Here is a 15,986-nt window from a genome sequence, read left to right as displayed (position 1 = left end):
TGTCGATTACGTGTCTCTTGTTCGGTAAGACTAATATCCGACATAAAATGGGTAGACGGGGCCTGAGAGACAACTGGTACACAACATGATGTAGATACAAATTACCATAAACCTCACAAAAAGGATGATACCCGGATGTCAAAAGACAAGATTGTTGTACCTACGTTGTACCACTGATCTAATAAACCCCTGCAAAACAGGGGTTTACGCAAAACTATAGTGGGCCTTCCTGGATTTGAACCAGGGACCTCTCGCGTGTGAGGCGAGCGCTCTAAACCCCTGAGCTAAAGGCCCATTAAAGGACAGTTTTAGACCTGTACATCAGTCGATTGTGCCGTGCTGAACGTCAAGAAGAGACGAAAGGTGTACACGGGTCATCGTTGCGTGCGTATGAGGGTGAGGGGCGACCGGTTTTGCAGCGTATCGAGAGCCAGGGCAGGAAGTTGCCAGCTGTCGGCCCCTATAGCTGAGGCAGCAGCAGAGCGTGATGAGCGTTCGCTCTGTGCCCCGGGGGTCAGTAGCGGGAGCGCCGGACGGTCAGCAGCCAGAGTTGGAGATGCAGGCAGTGCTGTTTCTTCTATTGTGGTTGACTCGTAAGATGTCGGGGTTGGAGTGCTCACTACAGTGGCCCCCACAACAAGACCAACCACGAGGGCCGTGAGCATAGAAAAAATCAACCCGGTTGCGAACTGCGGGCGTCCGCCGAGGGCTTCCTGCATCGAAAGGCGTGACCGCAACAAGTCAGACTCGACATGGTCGCGCACGTCGGTGCATGCCTGGTCAGTGGATGGTGGGTCAGAGAAGCGGCACTGCCCGAGCAACTCGCGCGTCTGCTGCAGTTCTTCGACGTGAGACTTCAGGTCGGGGTTGGCCTCAACATAAGACGTGAACACGGCTTCGAGGGCCGGATCCATCGTACCATCGACGTACTCACAGAGCCACTCGTCAATCCAGGCATAGGGCACGTCGTCTCCTTGCGGAGAATCGCCCGGAGTTTCGTCCGAGAAAGGGGCGTCGTTACTCATAGCAATTGGACATGATGAGCCTCACTAAAACCAGTGGATATGGGCTGCGCGGACACACACCGGCTGAAGCAGGCCGGGTGCAAGCAGGCCGCATGCGTGGATGCATGCGTGTGCAACAGACGAAAAGCATCTTGCTGCACAATCTGTGAACGAGTATGGTATTTCAGAGCGTCTGGTTCCGGTGAAGAGGCGCGCTGCGTACGGATTCACAGACTGCGTCCTGCAATATACGCCTCGGATCTCAACGTAGATAAATCAAACCAGGCGCCAAAACATCAGAGAAAACAACAGTTGATGCGTCATTTAGCTATACCGATCGCAGGCGCAACACGATGCACTGCTCAGGAGACTTGAGCCGGTTTACAGCGTCAACACGAAACCACTGGCAGCGACGCTGCTTTGTCTGCAGACGGAGTAGCCACGACGTGTGGCGCGTGTGCGCGTTCACCATGTGCGCAAGGTCACGCATCACGCGAGGCAGGTTGTAGCCGTGCACATGGGTGAAGAAGTAGCGGTCGATGGTATCCTCCGTCCGGTAGCCGAGCACGCGCCGGGCCGTGTGTGAGATCTCCTGAATATAGCCATCGCGGCTCAGGCAGATTACCGGAAGAGGGAACGATTCCACCCCTTGCTGGAAGCGCTTCCAGAACGAATCTGAGAAAATAGGAGGCGCGGAAACGCGGGAGACGCCTGCCGAGGGCTCTGTAGAGGGCCTCGCAGACTTTTCCGAAGGGACCATGTACGTTTGAGATGACATAGCTGCACCCGAAAAATGAAAAGAAAGATTGTGACGAGTATGATACAAGACGCAGAAAGGCGCGTCTGGTTGCATGGATCTACTGGCTGCATAGATCTACCAGATTCTCCAGAACGTCTGTGTATGTAGCCCGATCAGGTCGTCTTACGCAGGTCGTCTTACGTCGAACAACCCCCATGGGAACAGAGGGCAACATAATACTCCACTTGCGTAGCATCATAGAGCAACGGCATAGCTCACCTGTCAAGAAGACGCCCGTCTGTCTGTAAGGCGATTCCCCACGCTGGCGCAGACAGCTACGCATTCTGTATTCGGCTTAAATCCTGACAAAACGTCTGGATCCTGCCGCGATAATACGGGTGTTACAACATGACGCATCTACCCTTTTCTTAGATATCATGTTGATATGGACCGTACCTCTATTCAGGAACGCTTTGGCATCGTCGGGTCGTCGGACGTTATCAAGCATGTGATCGACCGGGCGCGTCAGGTTGCGCCCACGGCGATCACGGTGCTCCTGCAGGGAGAAAGCGGTGTGGGGAAGGAGCTCATCGCGCAGGTGATACACGAGCTTAGCAAGCGCCGCCACGAAGACATGGTCATCGTAAACTGTGGAGCCATCCCGGAAGGACTTATCGAAAGTGAGCTCTTTGGCGCTGAAAAAGGAGCATATACCGGAGCAGTGCAGCAGCGTAACGGGTACTTTGAAGAGGCCGATGGTGGCACTATCTTTCTGGATGAGATCGGCGAGATGCCCAAAGAAGCACAGGTGCGTTTGCTGCGCGTGCTTGAATCAGGACAGTTCAGCCGTGTTGGATCCTCCGACCAGCTTCGCGTTGACGTGCGCGTCGTTGCGGCCACGAACAAGAACCTGGCGACGGAAGTGCAAGAAGGGCGCTTCCGTAAAGATCTGTACTATCGGCTCAGTACGGTACGCATCGACCTCCCCCCGCTGCGCGACCGTCCCGAAGATATCCTGCCTATCTTCGATACATACCTGCACCGTTTCACGCAAGAGTACGAGTCGCGTCCCAAATCGCTGACCGACGACGCCAAAGAGGCGCTCCGATCGTACCGCTGGCCCGGCAACGTGCGTGAACTGCGCAACGTAGCCGAGCAGTGCGTGGTGCTGCTGCGCGGAGACACCATTGAGATGTCTGACGTGGAGCCGCTGCTGCGCGACATTGACCGGGCTGCGGCCGGAGAATCAACCGGACTCATGCGCGTGTCCGATTCCGACACGAAAGGCGGTCCTGAAACACATGAGCGCGAGCTGCTCTATCGCGCTATTCTGGAAATGCGAATGGAGATGCGAGAGATGAAAGACCAGCTGCGGGCGCTTGCCTCGAACATCGGCGTAGTTGTGCCGCGACGCATTGCCGAGCGCACAGACTTCCCGCAAGATTACAGTGACTTCGTCGTGATGCATGGGCAGAAGCACAACTCCGGAGCATCGCCCGGCATGGAGCCTGAGCGTTCCTCCGCAGGCACATATGCAGAGGAGTACGACGACGAGTACGAGAGCAACTACGATTCGTTTATTGAGGACGTGGTGTACGAGGTCGAAAACGACCCCGAGAGTGAGTCGCAGAACGAACCAGACGAACAAGCCGTCCAGCGTAAAGGCGAGCAAGCATCTTCGCAGAGCGCATTCGCCGCCCTGGTGCACCCCGACTCCGACGCTCCCCTTCCAACGGTGAAAGAGGCCGAGCGCGAGCTCATCCGCTGTGCATTGGACCGCTTCGACGGCAACCGTCGCAAGACAGCAGAAGCGCTCGACATCAGCGAGCGGACGCTGTATCGCAAGCTTAAAGAGATGGAAGACGTAGCGTGATGAGTAGAATACAAGACCACATGACATGCGCACGGCGCGCGCTCCACGGCACTGTCGTAGCGCTTGCGCTTATGCTGGCCAGCGTTACAGGGGGATGCGGGGCGTATAGCTTCAGCGGGGCAACCATTCCCTCACACATTGAAACCATCGCTATCCCGATCGTTGACGACCGTAGCACGAGTCCGTTTACCACGCTCGACCGCGATCTAACCGATCTGCTGGTCGATCGCTTCGTGAACCAGACCCGCCTGTCGCTAACCACAAACGAGGCCGACGCCGACGCGCTCCTGGACGTACGCATCCAGCGATATACCAACGAGCCTACCACCGTGCGCGGCGACGAGCGCGCTTCGGTGAACCGCATATCGCTTAACGTACAGGTGGAATATGTCGACCAGGTAAACGATGAGGCGTTTGTCAGCCGCTCGTTCACGACTAACAGCGACTATGATCCTGTTGAAGAGGGCATCGAAGGGGAAGAAGACGCTGTTCAGCGTGCCATCAGCAACCTGGCCGATGATATCTTTACCGAAGCGACCTCAAACTGGTAGCTTCTGGAGGATGGCGTCACCCGTCGTCTCGGAGCAGACAACGTGCAGACACTTCGATACCGGTAAAAACAAAAGCGAGAAGCCGACACGGAGCCGGCTTCTCGCTAATGAATGCAAGGCAGGGGAGCTCGCGTTCAAGCGTAGCACCAACATGCTGTTTCAGGTTGTGGCATCTACGAGTTCATCTTTTCAAGGAACTCCTCGTTGTTTTCGGTGCCGCGCATCTTGTCGAGCAGGAACTCCATGGCCTCGTCGGGCGACATGTCAGCAATCAGCTTCCGGATAATCCAGATGCGCTTCAGGGTGGGCTTGTCAAGAAGAAGTTCTTCGCGGCGCGTGCCAGACTTTAGCAGATCGATAGCCGGGTAGATGCGGCGGTCGGCCATCTCACGGTCGAGCACAAGCTCCATGTTGCCTGTGCCCTTGAACTCCTCAAAGATCACCTCATCCATCCGGCTTCCGGTATCGATAAGCGCGGTGCCGATGATGGTGAGTGAGCCCCCGTCTTCAACCTTACGGGCTGCACCGAAGAACCGCTTCGGTCCGCGCAGGGCCCCTGCTTCCACGCCGCCCGATAGGGTGCGCCCCTGGCTGGGGGCCACAGCGTTGTGAGCGCGTGCGAGGCGGGTAATAGAGTCAAGCAAAATAACTACATCTTGTCCAGATTCAACCAGGCGCTTGGCTTTGAGGAGGGTCGTTTCTGCGACTTCAACGTGACGCTGTGGCTCCCGGTCGAATGTAGAAGCGATCACTTCACCGTCTACGTTGCGATCCATATCTGTAACCTCCTCAGGACGTTCGTCGATGAGCAGGACTAAGAGATGTGCATCGGGGTGATTCTTGGTGACGCCTGCAGCGATTTTTTGCAAGAGTACCGTTTTACCGGCTTTGGGCGGAGCAACGATAAGGCCGCGTTGGCCCATCCCGATAGGAGCAAACATGTCAAGCACCCGGGTGCCATACTCTTCTGCTTCGGTTTCGAGCGTAAGCCGTGTGTTGGGGAAGACCGGGGTCAGGTGTTCGTAGTCGATCCGCTCTTCGGCATCGGTAGGAGGCTGGCCATTAACCAGGTCTACCTGGATGAGTGCGAAAAATTTCTCGCCCTCTTTCGGCGGGCGCACCTTACCTGTCACGGTATCTCCCTCCTGAAGTCCAAAGCGCTTAATCTGAGAGGGCGACACGTAAATATCGTCGGGGCTCGACTCATAGTTGTACTCGTCGGAGCGCAGAAAGCCGTACCCATCGGGGAGTACTTCCAGCATGCCGCGTTTCTCGATCATGCCGCGAAGCTCTGTCTTGTCGGCGTCGTAGGTCGCCATATAGTCGGGACGATCGCCATAGAGGCGTTCCTCGCGGCGTGAGCGGCGAGCACGACGCCCGCGGGAGCGCGAAGAAGAGGAAGACGACGATGAACGCGAACGGTCTGAGGAAGAGCGGCTGCTTCCGCCAGATCGACTCCCGCCAGAGCGGCTGCTTCCAGATCGGCTCCTGCCAGAGCGGCTTCCTGAACGTCGGGACGTGCGGCCTTTGGCGGATGAATCGGCGCTTGAGGAGTCGTCTTGCGAAGCCTTCTCTTGTTCGGTCGATTCCTGCTCGGTCGAGGCTTCCGGCGCATCATCGTCAGATGTGCTCGAGGCCCCGTTCTTGGACTCTTTGTCGAGGTCTGGCGTTGCCACGCCCTCGGCCTGAGCCTCCAGGATGCGGTAGATGAGATCTTGCTTCCGAAGCTTCGAGTAACCACTGAGGTTCATCTCGCGCGCCATCGCACGCAACTCGTCAAGCTTCTTCTCTTGTAAGGTGGAAATCTTCATGGGTTTGATCGTAAATGATCGTCAATCTTGGAAGCGAAATGGGTTGTCCACTGTGGCGGAATAGAGCCGCTTTCGTGTAATCTATTGCGTGATCCGCTGTGCAACGGGGCGCGAACGCAGTCCGTTACGGGTGGGGGATCAGTGTGGAGCCAGGCGTTCAGGTAAGATGTCAGCAAGACCGGATCAATGAGTAACGCTGCTTGAAACGGTCTGCACAGGTAAGGCGAACGGTTCGAACAGATGCAAAGATGTACTTGAACTGATACACGGGTTGGCTGTCACACACAAACATGCGCATGCATTGTGTTAAGACCGAGCGCTAAGGCCGAGCGCACGCCAGCTGGCGTGCGCCACGCGGCGTTGACACTTCGGTACCACAGGGGCCTTGGAGAGCGAACTGCAAACCACAAGCGTCTACAGTGAGGTTACAGGAAGTAAGATCACAGGGACATTGTGAGACACGGTGGGGAGGAAAGAGTAGCTGCCTAACACCTAACATACAACGTATAACTGTTAGCAGCAAGTCTGTCTCACTTTATCCTCCTACGTTGCCGCATAATGAGATGTCCTGCAAAAATCGATACAGACTCGTTGTCTCTGTAAATTATGAGTGAAGCAGTGTAGGTTCGTCTTTCAGAAAAAGCATATATTGGCGGGCCTTCTAATTATGTTCATGCATTAGTATGTTAAAGATCCCATTTTGTTGAACTGCGCGTACCGACGGTGTCGTGCGTCACGCTTCTGTGATGCATGCGCTACGCAACTCAGTGCATGCAACTCGGTGCATGAAGTGCATTGAAAGATGCGCTACATCTTCTGTCTCTGTCGTTGTTTTTGACTTGCTCTTTTTTCTATGACGTATCGATGGATCCTGCGCACGCTTGAGGACCCCGGTGTGGTTCCTCGCCTGCAGCCTCGCCTGAATGACCTCCCGGCAGCGCTCACACGCGCCCTTGCGCTTCGCAATGTAAATTCGTTTGAGTCGGCCCGCGATTTTTTCCGGGCCTCGCGTACCGACCTGCACGACCCGCTTGAGATGGCCGATATGCAGCGTGCCGCAGAGCGGATCGCTCAGGCGATCGCCGACGAGGAAACCGTGCTGGTCTACGGAGACTACGACGTCGACGGGGCGACCGCAACAACAATCTGCACCGATTTCCTGCGCAAAGAAGGCGTATCCGCATCCTTCTTCATCCCCGATCGCTATCGCGACGGGTATGGACTCTGCAAGCGCGGAATCGATACTGCGGTTGAGCGGGGAGCGTCACTGATCATCGCGCTGGATTGCGGGATCACGGCGCACGAAGAGGCTGAGTACGCACGACAGCAGGGGCTTGACCTTATCATCTGCGACCATCATACGCCCAAGGCCACCCTGCCCGACGCGTATGCTGTGCTCGATCCAAAGCGCGACGACTGTTCGTATCCCTTTAAAGAACTGCCTGGAGCTGGCGTAGGATTTAAGCTGCTCCAGGCTACGCAGCGCATCCGAAAGGCCTCTGAAGATGCGGTGTTTGCATACCTCGACCTGCTGGGCATCGCCATTGCGAGCGATATCGTGCCCATGTATGGCGAAAATCGGGTGTTCATGCAGGAGGGACTTAGCGCGCTGCGCACAACGGAGCGTACCGGGTTGCAGGCCCTGGCGGATGCGGCGGAGCTTGACCTCTCAACGGTGAAGACGACTGGCACCATCGTGTTTACTATTGGCCCACGTATCAACGCGGCCGGACGCATGGCCCATGCGCACAAAGCGGTAGACCTCCTTCTGGAGGCTGACTCGGCCGCCGCGCGCGATCGGGCTGCGGAGCTCGAAACGCTTAACAAGGAGCGCCGCAACCTCGACAAGCGGATCCTCAGTGAGGCGACAAAGCAGGCCGAGCGTCACATCACGGCCCGCACCTCGCACGCGCTCGTGCTTTACGACCCGGATTGGCATCTCGGGGTCATTGGTATTGTGGCAAGCCGGATCGTTGAGCAGTTCTACAAGCCAACCATCATGCTTACGCGCAACGGGGATTTCGTAAAAGGGTCGGCTCGCTCTATTAGCGGCGTGAACATCTACAACGCGCTTACAGATTGCGAGGACGTGCTTACGCAGTTCGGGGGGCACGACTACGCAGCAGGGATGTCGCTACCTGAAAAAAATGTGTCGACGCTGCGTACCCGCTTCAACGAAGCCATTGCCGAGCGCATTACGCCAGAGCTTCTCACCCCGACAATTAAGGTGGATGCGCATGTAGATCTGGCAACCATCGGGGGAGCGCAGGATCGATTCTGGGCGGTGCTCCAGCAGTTTGGGCCATTCGGTCCGTCGAACCCGCGCCCGGTCTTTCACATTGGTCCCTGCCGCGTAGACGGATCGCCACGCACGGTGGGAAGCGACGGGGCTCACCTCAAGTTCGCCGTCGCCCCTGCCGACGAGTCCAACGGCCCGTCGCTCGACGTGATTGGCTTTGGGGATGGCGATAAGCTCTCGTTGCTTCGCGAAAGTCAGCGTACCGATACCCCGATTGAGCTGGTGGCTACGGTAGACGAGAACACCTGGCGTGGGAACACTACGCTACAGCTCAAGCTGCGAGATGTGCGACTGTTCAACCCGGAGCGTACGCTTCGCGAGCAGGCACCGCACGCATCTGCCAAACCGGCCACAGACGCGTCTGATGCGTAGGCAATGCGTGGTGTCCGTTGCTCTTCGGCTCAAACGCACCGGTAGATGCCCGCCTGCACTCGTACCGTAGTCGGGGCCGACGCACTTCGGAGCAAGATCGGGCTCTGGTAACGTCCCTGAACGATGTGACCCTGCTGGTTCTGTGCGTCTGGAACGATCATGAGATCAACATAGTCGCGCAGGTCCAGAAGGGTATGATCGGAATCGACCCCCGAAGCGGTTGCAGGACTGGGGGGGCGGGCAGAGGCAAAAGGCTCCTCAACGGGAGAGCCCGTGTGCCTGTTGCCTCCTGAAACGCCCTGGTGTTCATGGGAATTACGGTACACGGTTGTACTCTCGCGCTGAAAGCAGCGCGGCGAATGCAGCACGCGGGCCAGATCCTGATTCATGAGAAGTGGTTCGTACTCGTTTACAGTGAGCGCGGCACCCGTCGTAGAACTGACCTGCAGCCGAATGCGCCCGTACTGTACCCCGTGTCTGGCCAGGTGCGTGTAGAGCGTGTCGAAAAGACCGAGGCGTGCGTCGCGAAGGCTCACAGACGTAGCATCCTGCGAAGGTACAGATATGCTGAAGCTGGATACCTGCTGCTCGGTGGTAAACCCCAGCGCCGTAACGCGCCGCAGGCGCTGGCGGCCGGTATCCTGGTTCACCCCGTCGAGATCGAGCAGGTACACCGGACGGTCGGGGGCAGAGGGGGACGACATGCACGGCGTGAGCCCCGCTCCGATATAGACGAGATGGGCATCGGCATTGCGCGGCTCGCATTCGCGCTGCTTGGGACTCAACTCACGGCGCCGATCCATCTCATCGTGTTTGTAGTCGGCTCCAAAAGGAAACAGCGTCCGAAACGGTTCTACGTGATCTCGAACAGCGCGTTGGTCTGGAAACGGATGTTCAGGAAGCGGCCCCACGAATCCAGCCGTGGTATGATGTGCAAAGTAGAGCACCTTCGCATGCGTCTGCAGCAGGTCGGCTCCGGCTTGCTGGAGCGAAGCATTCACATCCATAGCCTGCACACGCTGTTGAGGATGCAGCGATACGGGCACAACGCGGGGCGGAGCAGGCATGGCAACAGAACAGACGGAAAACAGACGGAAAAAATAGGAAGCAAACTATAAGACATCTGCATTTATGCGTGTCGCGCGCTTCCGTTCGTGCCTGCATGAAGGAAGCGGGAGGTCGAACGCAGGTATCGTTAACAGAGATATTAGTCCGGTGTAGACGTGTCGGCGTCTGGGGCGCTACGGTGCGGCGGCTCCTGTGATGGCGCTTCCGGGAGCGGTGTGTCGGATACGAGCCGCGCCTGGCGGGTGCCATCCTGAAACCGAAGCACAACAGGCTGGTCGTCGTTCAGGTCAGACGCTGACGTTACCGGCGCGCCGTTTTGTGTGACAAGGGCAAAGCCCTGCTGCATGGGGCGGCGTGGGTTCGCGCTTTGCAGACGCTGCTGGGCCGTTTCTGCCCGTGTACGTAGCCGGTCGACGCGCGCTGTCATGCTGCGCGTAAGGCGTTCAATCACATGGTCAAGGTGCTGGCGGTGCTGGTCGAGTTGGTAGCGGGGCGTATGCAGGGCACGGGCATTACGCAGCCGTTCGACCGCACGCCGGTGGCGCCTGAGGCGCTCTGCAAGTGGACTGCGCAGCCGGTCGTGCAGCGTGCGGATTCGACTGCGCAGCGCCTGCTGGTCAGGTACCGCAATCTCGGCAGCCATCGACGGCGTAGCGGCCTGGCGGTCAGCAACGAAGTCCGTAATAGACGTATCTGTTTCGTGGCCTACAGCGCTAATGGTGGGAATCGTACAGGCAGCGAGCTGACGCGCTACCTGTTCATCGTTAAACGCCCAGAGGTCCTCGGTAGACCCGCCGCCACGCCCCATGATGAGTACATCGGGGCGCTGCGGGTGGTCGGCAGGCAGCGCGCTAAACGCGCCGATCGCATCCGCAATAGCCTGGGGGGCGTCGATCCCTTGCACGGGTACCGGACGCAATACGACATCGGCCAGGGGGTAGCGCCGGGCAAGCACGGTCCGGATGTCCTCAATAGCAGCGCCTTCGCCCGAAGTAATAACGCCTACCCGCGAAGGAAAAGCCGGTAACGGACGCTTGCGGTTTGCGTCAAACAGTCCTTCAGCTTTCAGCGTGCGTTTGAGCCGCTCATAGGCTGCTTGCTGCGCCCCGTGCCCGGCCTGACGCATCGACGTGGCCATGAGCTGCAGCTGTCCACGAGCTGGATAGATCGTCGCCTCCCCCGTACATCGTACCTGCTGGCCATCCTTTGGAGTAAAGTAAATATGCCGGGTGTGGTAGCGCCACATCACGCAGCGCAGCTGGGCGTCGTCGTCTTTGATTGTGAAGTAGCAATGCCCAGAGGCGGCCCGCTTAAAATTCGACAACTCCCCCTCCACCGTCACGTCACCAAACGTTGACTCAACCGTATCTTTAAGAGCGTGGGTGAGCTCGGTGACGGTGTGAACGGTATCACGCTGCGGTAATGCGTTCGAGGAAGAATTGCGCGCAGACGTCGCTGGCGCGGTGGTGCTGCCTGCCGAGCCTTCGCGATCCGTCCCTTCCGACGACGCGTTCGCCGAAGAAGCTTCCTTGTCTTGGCTTGATGTGTCTTGGCTTGATGTGTCTTGATTCGATGGGCGCTCGCTACCCTCATCCTCAGACGAGAGTACGCTGAAAAGGTCGGGCTCAGACATGGGAGGGAAGAAGAACCAGAAGGACGGGCACATTGCCTTGCGGGTATCCGTAAAGCCTTGCACGCGCTACGGTGTTTCCGCACCGCGTACGCGCTTCGTAGCAACCTCTTGTAGACGATGCAACGACCAGCTTATGAGCGATACCATCCGGATCCACTTCGTATGCCTTGGCAACATCTGCCGGAGTCCGCTGGCAGAAGGCGTTTTCCGTGAGAAAGTCCGCGAGAAGGGGCTTGAAGACGCGTTCGAGATTGAGTCGTCGGGCACGGGCGACTGGCATGTGGGGAGCAAGGCCGATCAGCGAATGCGACAGACAGCCAAGCGGCATGGCCTCTCCATAGAAGACCACCGCGCTTCGCAGTTCAAAGCAAGCGATCTCGAAGCGTACGACCATATCTTTGTGATGGACAAGAGCAACCTGAACGACGTCTTGTATCTTGACGACGACACACACAGCGGCAAGGTGCGTCTATTCCGGGAGCTTGACCCTGAGCCGGGAAATTACCAGGTGCCAGACCCGTACCATGATGGGAGAGAGGGCTTCGAGCGGGTGTACAACATCGTTGATCGTAGCACGGAGCAGCTGTTAGATCGCCTTATCGATGAATATGATTTATCGCCGCAGACCGCATGAGTACGCACATGCTTGCCAGTGAGCCCGCGCTTGTGCAGGCTCTATCGGATGCGATCGGGGGAGCCATTACGGCTGCTACTCCCGTGTCGGGAGGGTGCATAGCACAAGCAACCCGGTTGCAAACCGAACGCGGGGTGTTCTTCCTGAAATGGGGACGCGGGGCAGTTGCCGAAGCCTTTGCAGGAGAGGCGGCCGGGTTAGAGGCGCTTGCCAAGCCCGATACGCCGCTCCGTATCCCCAAGGTGTATAGTACACAGGAAGAAATAGACACGCGCCCCGGATATCTGCTGATGGAGTGGATCGAGCCTGGTGCTCCCGACCCAACCTTCGACGCGGACCTTGGCGAGGCGCTGGCGTACCTGCATCGGCATACCGCCGACACGTACGGGTTCGAGGTCGATAACCATATCGGGAAGTTACCGCAGCAAAATCCACGAACGGGCGATTGGCCTACGTTCTTTCGTGATCACCGCCTGCGTCCACAAGCTAAACGCGCACGAACCCAGGGCCGCTGGAAGAGCCACTGGGAGGCCCCGTTCGTCACGGTTCTGGAGGGACTCGACCGCTGGCTTCCGCAGTCGCCCCGGCCGGCTCTCGTGCACGGTGATCTGTGGCGTGGCAACGTAATGGCAACCCAGGCGGGTGGGCCTTCGCTCGTTGATCCGGCTACGTACTACGGGCACCGCGAGGTCGACCTGGCGATGGCAGATCTCTTCGGCGGGTTCGATGAGGCGTTCTACGCTGCGTATCGGTCTGTTGACCCGCTTCATGCCGGATACAGCCGCCGTGCTTCGATTTACAACCTCTATCATCTCATCAACCATCTTAACCACTTTGGAGGAGCGTATGCGCAGCAGGTGGAGCATACGATGCGGGAGATCGTTTCGTAGCTGTAGACGCTGAGGCTTAACGGAGGGGCTGAATCAACCCACTTAAAAAGCCGGTCCAGGTGGCCCGGACGCCCGTCTTCGGTGCTTCAATTCGCTGCTATAATGCAAGAGGCTCCGAAGACAGAGGAAGCTTCGCCCGGAACTTCGTGAGAGAGGGAGCGGACTGAACGTCGGGTTCACGGGGCAATGTGAAGTAGAACGTACTGCCTTCTTGCAGCGTGCTCTCTACCCACAACCTGCCTTCGTGGCGCTGGATCATCTCCTTGCATAGCTGCAACCCAAGTCCTGTCCCCATTTCACCGGCTGTTCCCGACGTGGCATGCATATCCGAACCCGAAAGGAGGTTCTCTTTTGCACTGGCGCTGAGCCCGATGCCGGTGTCGGTTACCATCACAACAATCCACTCCTTGTTGAGGGGCTCAGACGACACGACCGTGCGTCCGCCAGCATCGGTAAACTTAACTGCATTTGACACCAGGTTGCGAAGCACGATGGTGATCATGCGCGGATCGATGTACGCATGAGTAGCCGGGGAGACCTGGTTAATGAGTTCAATATCTTTGTGCTGTGCGGTGCCGCCCAGCAGGGCAAAGCACTCGTCGACCAGCAGATGGATAGACGAACGGCTGGGCTCAATGGCCATCTTGTTCGTATCGAGGCGGCTCCACAGGAGCAGGTTCTCAACCATATCGAGGGCTTGCTGCGACGACTGCTGAATAAGCCGCAGCATGCGCGATTCGCGGCTTCGTTCGGCTCCTGTAATGCGTTCGCCGAGCACCTCGGCCAGGCCGCGAATGCCAACAAGTGGATTCTTGAGATCGTGCGAGAGAATAGACATCATCCGGTTGGAGGCTGCCAACGCGTCGCGCAGCCGCTGCTCAGATGCCTTGAGCTTACTATTGAGCGCAGCGATCTGGTCTGCCGTTGTTGTAAGCAAGGCCGTGCTCTGCTCAAGCACATGTGCTGATGAGGCCGATGGGCGGTGGGCAGATGGGGCAGGAGGAACTGCATCCGGGGGGAGATAGCCGCGTAGCCGTTTGCCGGCGGAGGCAAGCACCAACTGCGCACGATTGCGCTCAGAAATGAGCATGCCAACTAACAGTCCGGCTGAGGCTAACACAATCAGAAACAGGTGTAGCTCTACAAGGCCCGCTGCAGAGTTGATGTAGAGAGGCATGGCCAGTGATATGCCCAGCGCTGATGCCAAGGCGGCAACGGAAGCAGCCGGAAGCCCATGCCGCAGCGCCATCCAGAGCACGGGAATAAAGCATACGTAGTACTGAGGGGGAGACAGAGCTGGAAAGAAGAACGCGAGGTAGATGGCAAGCGGCACGAGTAGCCACTCAAGCAGAAACGTGGATTGATCAGTACGCGAGGCTGGAATCCACTCGATCCACGCTGACCCGTTCTCGGCATACACAGGATGAAACGTCCACCCCAAAAGCGCGAGTGCGGGGGTTACGGTAAGCATACCGGCGCTTTCTGTGAGTGCAGACTGGGTCACGCTTTGCAGCCAGGCCCCCCACATGAGAGGCGACGCCGACGCGACCTCTATCACAGATGCTGTAATTGTAGCGACGATCCATGGCGTAGCCAGGGCTCCAAAGAGAAACGTACGGGCCGTCTGCAGCGAAGCCAGCGGAGGGAAAAAGTAACGCTGCATGACTCGAGCAGCGGCCACGTAAATTCCCGCGTAGGTAACGCTTACGACAATCATCGCCCACACCGGGAGCACCGTAAACACAAACGCAAGGCGTGCGGCTACGGCAAGTGCAATAGCCCCAAGAGCTGGCCCGGTTGGTACCAGGAGGGCTAGCGCCAGGTGCAGGCCCGCAGAAGGACGCCATATGTACTCAGAGTATGAGGGGGCTATGGTGTAGCTCCATCCCTCAAACAGAGCAAAAAGGCTTGCATAGGCAAGTAAATACCATGCAGTACGCGTTGAGGAAAGGGGCATTCGTAACGGTTGGCGGCATGAGGCGTGTGGTGGTAACTCGCGTTAGGTACAATGTTAACCTATATTCCGTATGACATGTACCGGCCATCGGTGGGCTGTAAACGCAGGAGCAAAAACCAAACCATCTTCGGTACCCGCCAGCACAGCGCAACCTGCAGAGAGAGTAACCCTTGTAGTGTGCCTGCAACATGCCATCTGGGTAGCTACGGTACGTACATGGTTTTGTAGTGGTACAGCAAGTGCGCGCCGGGCTTAGAGCCTGTTTGGGTTTTGGTTTGCAGGCGAGAGCGAGCGCCGCTGAGGCGAAAATTGGACCCCGATGGCGGTTCGTAGCCGGGGCTACGGGCCGACATTGGGGGCAATTTGCACCAGGGGCATGACCTTCGGCCCCAGTCCAGCGCCGCCGCTCGGAGCCCAAATTAAGAAATCAAAACAGGTTCTTAGAGCGCGATGACGCCCTCAATAGACGACGCTTCTTTGTAGACTGAAACCACCTCTGCACTTGAGGCCACCTGTACCTGCGCCGTTACGCTCTTGTAGGTGCCCTTGCTTGAAGACCGAACCCGTACAGGATGGCCCCCAAATACAGCCTTTACGTCGTCAACGTTGGAAGCCGGTACAATGAATTTGAACGTGTAGTGGGCGGGCCACTCGTTTTGGTCGTCAAGCAAATTCTTAAACCGGTCCCATTCTCCCTCGCCTTCAGGGATGTCAGGGCGCAGTCCGTTGTTAGGCAGTAGACTCATATATACGTGTATGTATTTAGTATTAGTATACGTGTGTGGTGGGTAAGCAGTGTACAAAGCTGCGACGCGCGGCAGACAGACTGCAGACAGGTCAGACAGCCGGGATGCCGGGGCTCGTCGGGGCGATCCAACCAGAATGTGCAACCAAGTGAAGGCGCAACACGCGCTAACTACCTCAACCAGGGGAATGAATTAATTAGGCCCACAAAAGACCCTTCGAGTTTGTCACTGCGAGGAGCGTCAGCGACGCGCTGCTATGAGCGTAGCGAGGAAGTGCCTTTAGGGGGCAGTCTTGCACCCTATAAGCAGGATAAGCCACGTCCAATCGGCACATGAGATTGCTACGTCGGTCGCAGGCTCCTCCTCGCGATGACAAGGTATTTTCGTCGACTTACTTAACCAGGGCCCT

General features: G+C 57.7%; 12 protein-coding genes and 1 tRNA gene. 5 read left to right on the top strand and 8 right to left on the bottom strand.

The genetic code is table 11. The features are described 5' to 3' along the window. Positions 1-220: 220 nt before the first annotated feature. The 3 genes from ACZ48V_RS01000 to ACZ48V_RS00990 all read right to left on the bottom strand — a co-directional run bounded on the left by ACZ48V_RS01000 (position 221) and on the right by ACZ48V_RS00990 (position 1,764). Positions 221-294: transfer RNA gene (locus tag ACZ48V_RS01000), tRNA-Val, on the bottom strand. 80 nt (positions 295-374) lie between these two features. After that, positions 375-1,025, bottom strand: a complete 651-nt coding sequence (locus tag ACZ48V_RS00995; protein WP_464540783.1) for an anti-sigma factor family protein — start codon at positions 1,023-1,025, stop codon at positions 375-377. A 307-nt stretch (positions 1,026-1,332) separates the two neighbouring features. Then, positions 1,333-1,764, bottom strand: a complete 432-nt coding sequence (locus ACZ48V_RS00990; RefSeq protein WP_464540781.1) for a PAS domain-containing protein — start codon at positions 1,762-1,764, stop codon at positions 1,333-1,335. A gap of 424 nt (positions 1,765-2,188) precedes the next feature. On the opposite strand from ACZ48V_RS00990, the gene ACZ48V_RS00985 reads away from it, so the two are divergent. Together ACZ48V_RS00985 and lptE are read left to right on the top strand one after the other, a co-directional pair. Continuing rightward, positions 2,189-3,616: a sigma 54-interacting transcriptional regulator gene (locus tag ACZ48V_RS00985; RefSeq protein WP_464540780.1), complete on the top strand. Its 1,428-nt coding sequence runs from the start codon at positions 2,189-2,191 to the stop codon at positions 3,614-3,616. 20 nt (positions 3,617-3,636) lie between these two features. Continuing rightward, a complete protein-coding gene (lptE, locus tag ACZ48V_RS00980) occupies positions 3,637-4,167 on the top strand; it encodes an LPS assembly lipoprotein LptE (RefSeq protein WP_464540778.1) in 531 nt (176 codons plus the stop codon). Positions 4,168-4,340: 173 nt separating this feature from the next. Here lptE and rho read toward each other — a convergent pair whose 3' ends face one another. Next, a complete protein-coding gene (gene rho / locus ACZ48V_RS00975) occupies positions 4,341-5,978 on the bottom strand; it encodes a transcription termination factor Rho (protein WP_464540776.1) in 1,638 nt (545 codons plus the stop codon). Positions 5,979-6,831: 853 nt separating this feature from the next. On the opposite strand from rho, the gene recJ reads away from it, so the two are divergent. Further along, positions 6,832-8,649 (top strand): single-stranded-DNA-specific exonuclease RecJ, encoded by a 1,818-nt coding sequence (gene recJ, locus ACZ48V_RS00970; RefSeq protein WP_464540774.1) that lies wholly within the window; start codon positions 6,832-6,834, stop codon positions 8,647-8,649. 29 nt (positions 8,650-8,678) lie between these two features. Here recJ and ACZ48V_RS00965 read toward each other — a convergent pair whose 3' ends face one another. Both ACZ48V_RS00965 and xseA read right to left on the bottom strand, forming a co-directional pair. Continuing rightward, on the bottom strand, positions 8,679-9,716 hold the full coding sequence (locus ACZ48V_RS00965) for a hypothetical protein (protein ID WP_464540772.1): 1,038 nt from the start codon (positions 9,714-9,716) through the stop codon (positions 8,679-8,681). A 140-nt stretch (positions 9,717-9,856) separates the two neighbouring features. Next, positions 9,857-11,350, bottom strand: a complete 1,494-nt coding sequence (xseA, locus tag ACZ48V_RS00960) for an exodeoxyribonuclease VII large subunit (protein WP_464540770.1) — start codon at positions 11,348-11,350, stop codon at positions 9,857-9,859. Positions 11,351-11,483: 133 nt separating this feature from the next. Between xseA and ACZ48V_RS00955 the strand changes: the two genes are divergently transcribed. Together ACZ48V_RS00955 and ACZ48V_RS00950 are read left to right on the top strand one after the other, a co-directional pair. Next, positions 11,484-11,984 carry a low molecular weight protein-tyrosine-phosphatase gene (locus ACZ48V_RS00955; protein ID WP_464540768.1) on the top strand — a complete coding sequence of 167 codons (501 nt, stop codon included), beginning with the start codon at positions 11,484-11,486 and terminating at the stop codon, positions 11,982-11,984. Further along, positions 11,981-12,874, top strand: a complete 894-nt coding sequence (locus tag ACZ48V_RS00950) for a fructosamine kinase family protein (RefSeq protein WP_464540767.1) — start codon at positions 11,981-11,983, stop codon at positions 12,872-12,874. Before ACZ48V_RS00955 ends, ACZ48V_RS00950 begins: the two co-directional genes overlap by 4 nt. A gap of 97 nt (positions 12,875-12,971) precedes the next feature. Here the strand turns inward: ACZ48V_RS00950 and ACZ48V_RS00945 are convergent, their stop codons facing one another. Further along, complete coding sequence (locus tag ACZ48V_RS00945; RefSeq protein WP_464540765.1) at positions 12,972-14,831, bottom strand: sensor histidine kinase; 1,860 nt, start codon at positions 14,829-14,831, stop codon at positions 12,972-12,974. A gap of 440 nt (positions 14,832-15,271) precedes the next feature. Next, positions 15,272-15,577, bottom strand: a complete 306-nt coding sequence (locus ACZ48V_RS00940; RefSeq protein ID WP_464540763.1) for a DUF493 family protein — start codon at positions 15,575-15,577, stop codon at positions 15,272-15,274. Positions 15,578-15,986: the final 409 nt, after the last annotated feature.

It is taken from the genome of Longimonas haloalkaliphila, from assembly GCF_055379825.1.
Note: the sequence above shows the minus strand (reverse complement) of the source record. Positions and strands in the feature narration are given on the sequence as shown.

Bases quoted from the DNA above. Each gene is read 5' to 3' on its own strand.
- ACZ48V_RS00945 (WP_464540765.1), bottom strand. From the start codon at position 14,831: ATGCCCCTTTCCTCAACGCGTACTGCATGGTATTTACTTGCCTATGCA.
- ACZ48V_RS00995 (WP_464540783.1), bottom strand. From the start codon at position 1,025: ATGAGTAACGACGCCCCTTTCTCGGACGAAACTCCGGGCGATTCTCCG.
- ACZ48V_RS00955 (WP_464540768.1), top strand. From the start codon at position 11,484: ATGAGCGATACCATCCGGATCCACTTCGTATGCCTTGGCAACATCTGC.
- ACZ48V_RS00940 (WP_464540763.1), bottom strand. From the start codon at position 15,577: ATGAGTCTACTGCCTAACAACGGACTGCGCCCTGACATCCCTGAAGGC.
- recJ (WP_464540774.1), top strand. From the start codon at position 6,832: ATGACGTATCGATGGATCCTGCGCACGCTTGAGGACCCCGGTGTGGTT.
- rho (WP_464540776.1), bottom strand. From the start codon at position 5,978: ATGAAGATTTCCACCTTACAAGAGAAGAAGCTTGACGAGTTGCGTGCG.
- ACZ48V_RS00950 (WP_464540767.1), top strand. From the start codon at position 11,981: ATGAGTACGCACATGCTTGCCAGTGAGCCCGCGCTTGTGCAGGCTCTA.
- xseA (WP_464540770.1), bottom strand. From the start codon at position 11,350: ATGTCTGAGCCCGACCTTTTCAGCGTACTCTCGTCTGAGGATGAGGGT.
- lptE (WP_464540778.1), top strand. From the start codon at position 3,637: ATGACATGCGCACGGCGCGCGCTCCACGGCACTGTCGTAGCGCTTGCG.
- ACZ48V_RS00985 (WP_464540780.1), top strand. From the start codon at position 2,189: ATGGACCGTACCTCTATTCAGGAACGCTTTGGCATCGTCGGGTCGTCG.
- ACZ48V_RS00990 (WP_464540781.1), bottom strand. From the start codon at position 1,764: ATGGTCCCTTCGGAAAAGTCTGCGAGGCCCTCTACAGAGCCCTCGGCA.
- ACZ48V_RS00965 (WP_464540772.1), bottom strand. From the start codon at position 9,716: ATGCCTGCTCCGCCCCGCGTTGTGCCCGTATCGCTGCATCCTCAACAG.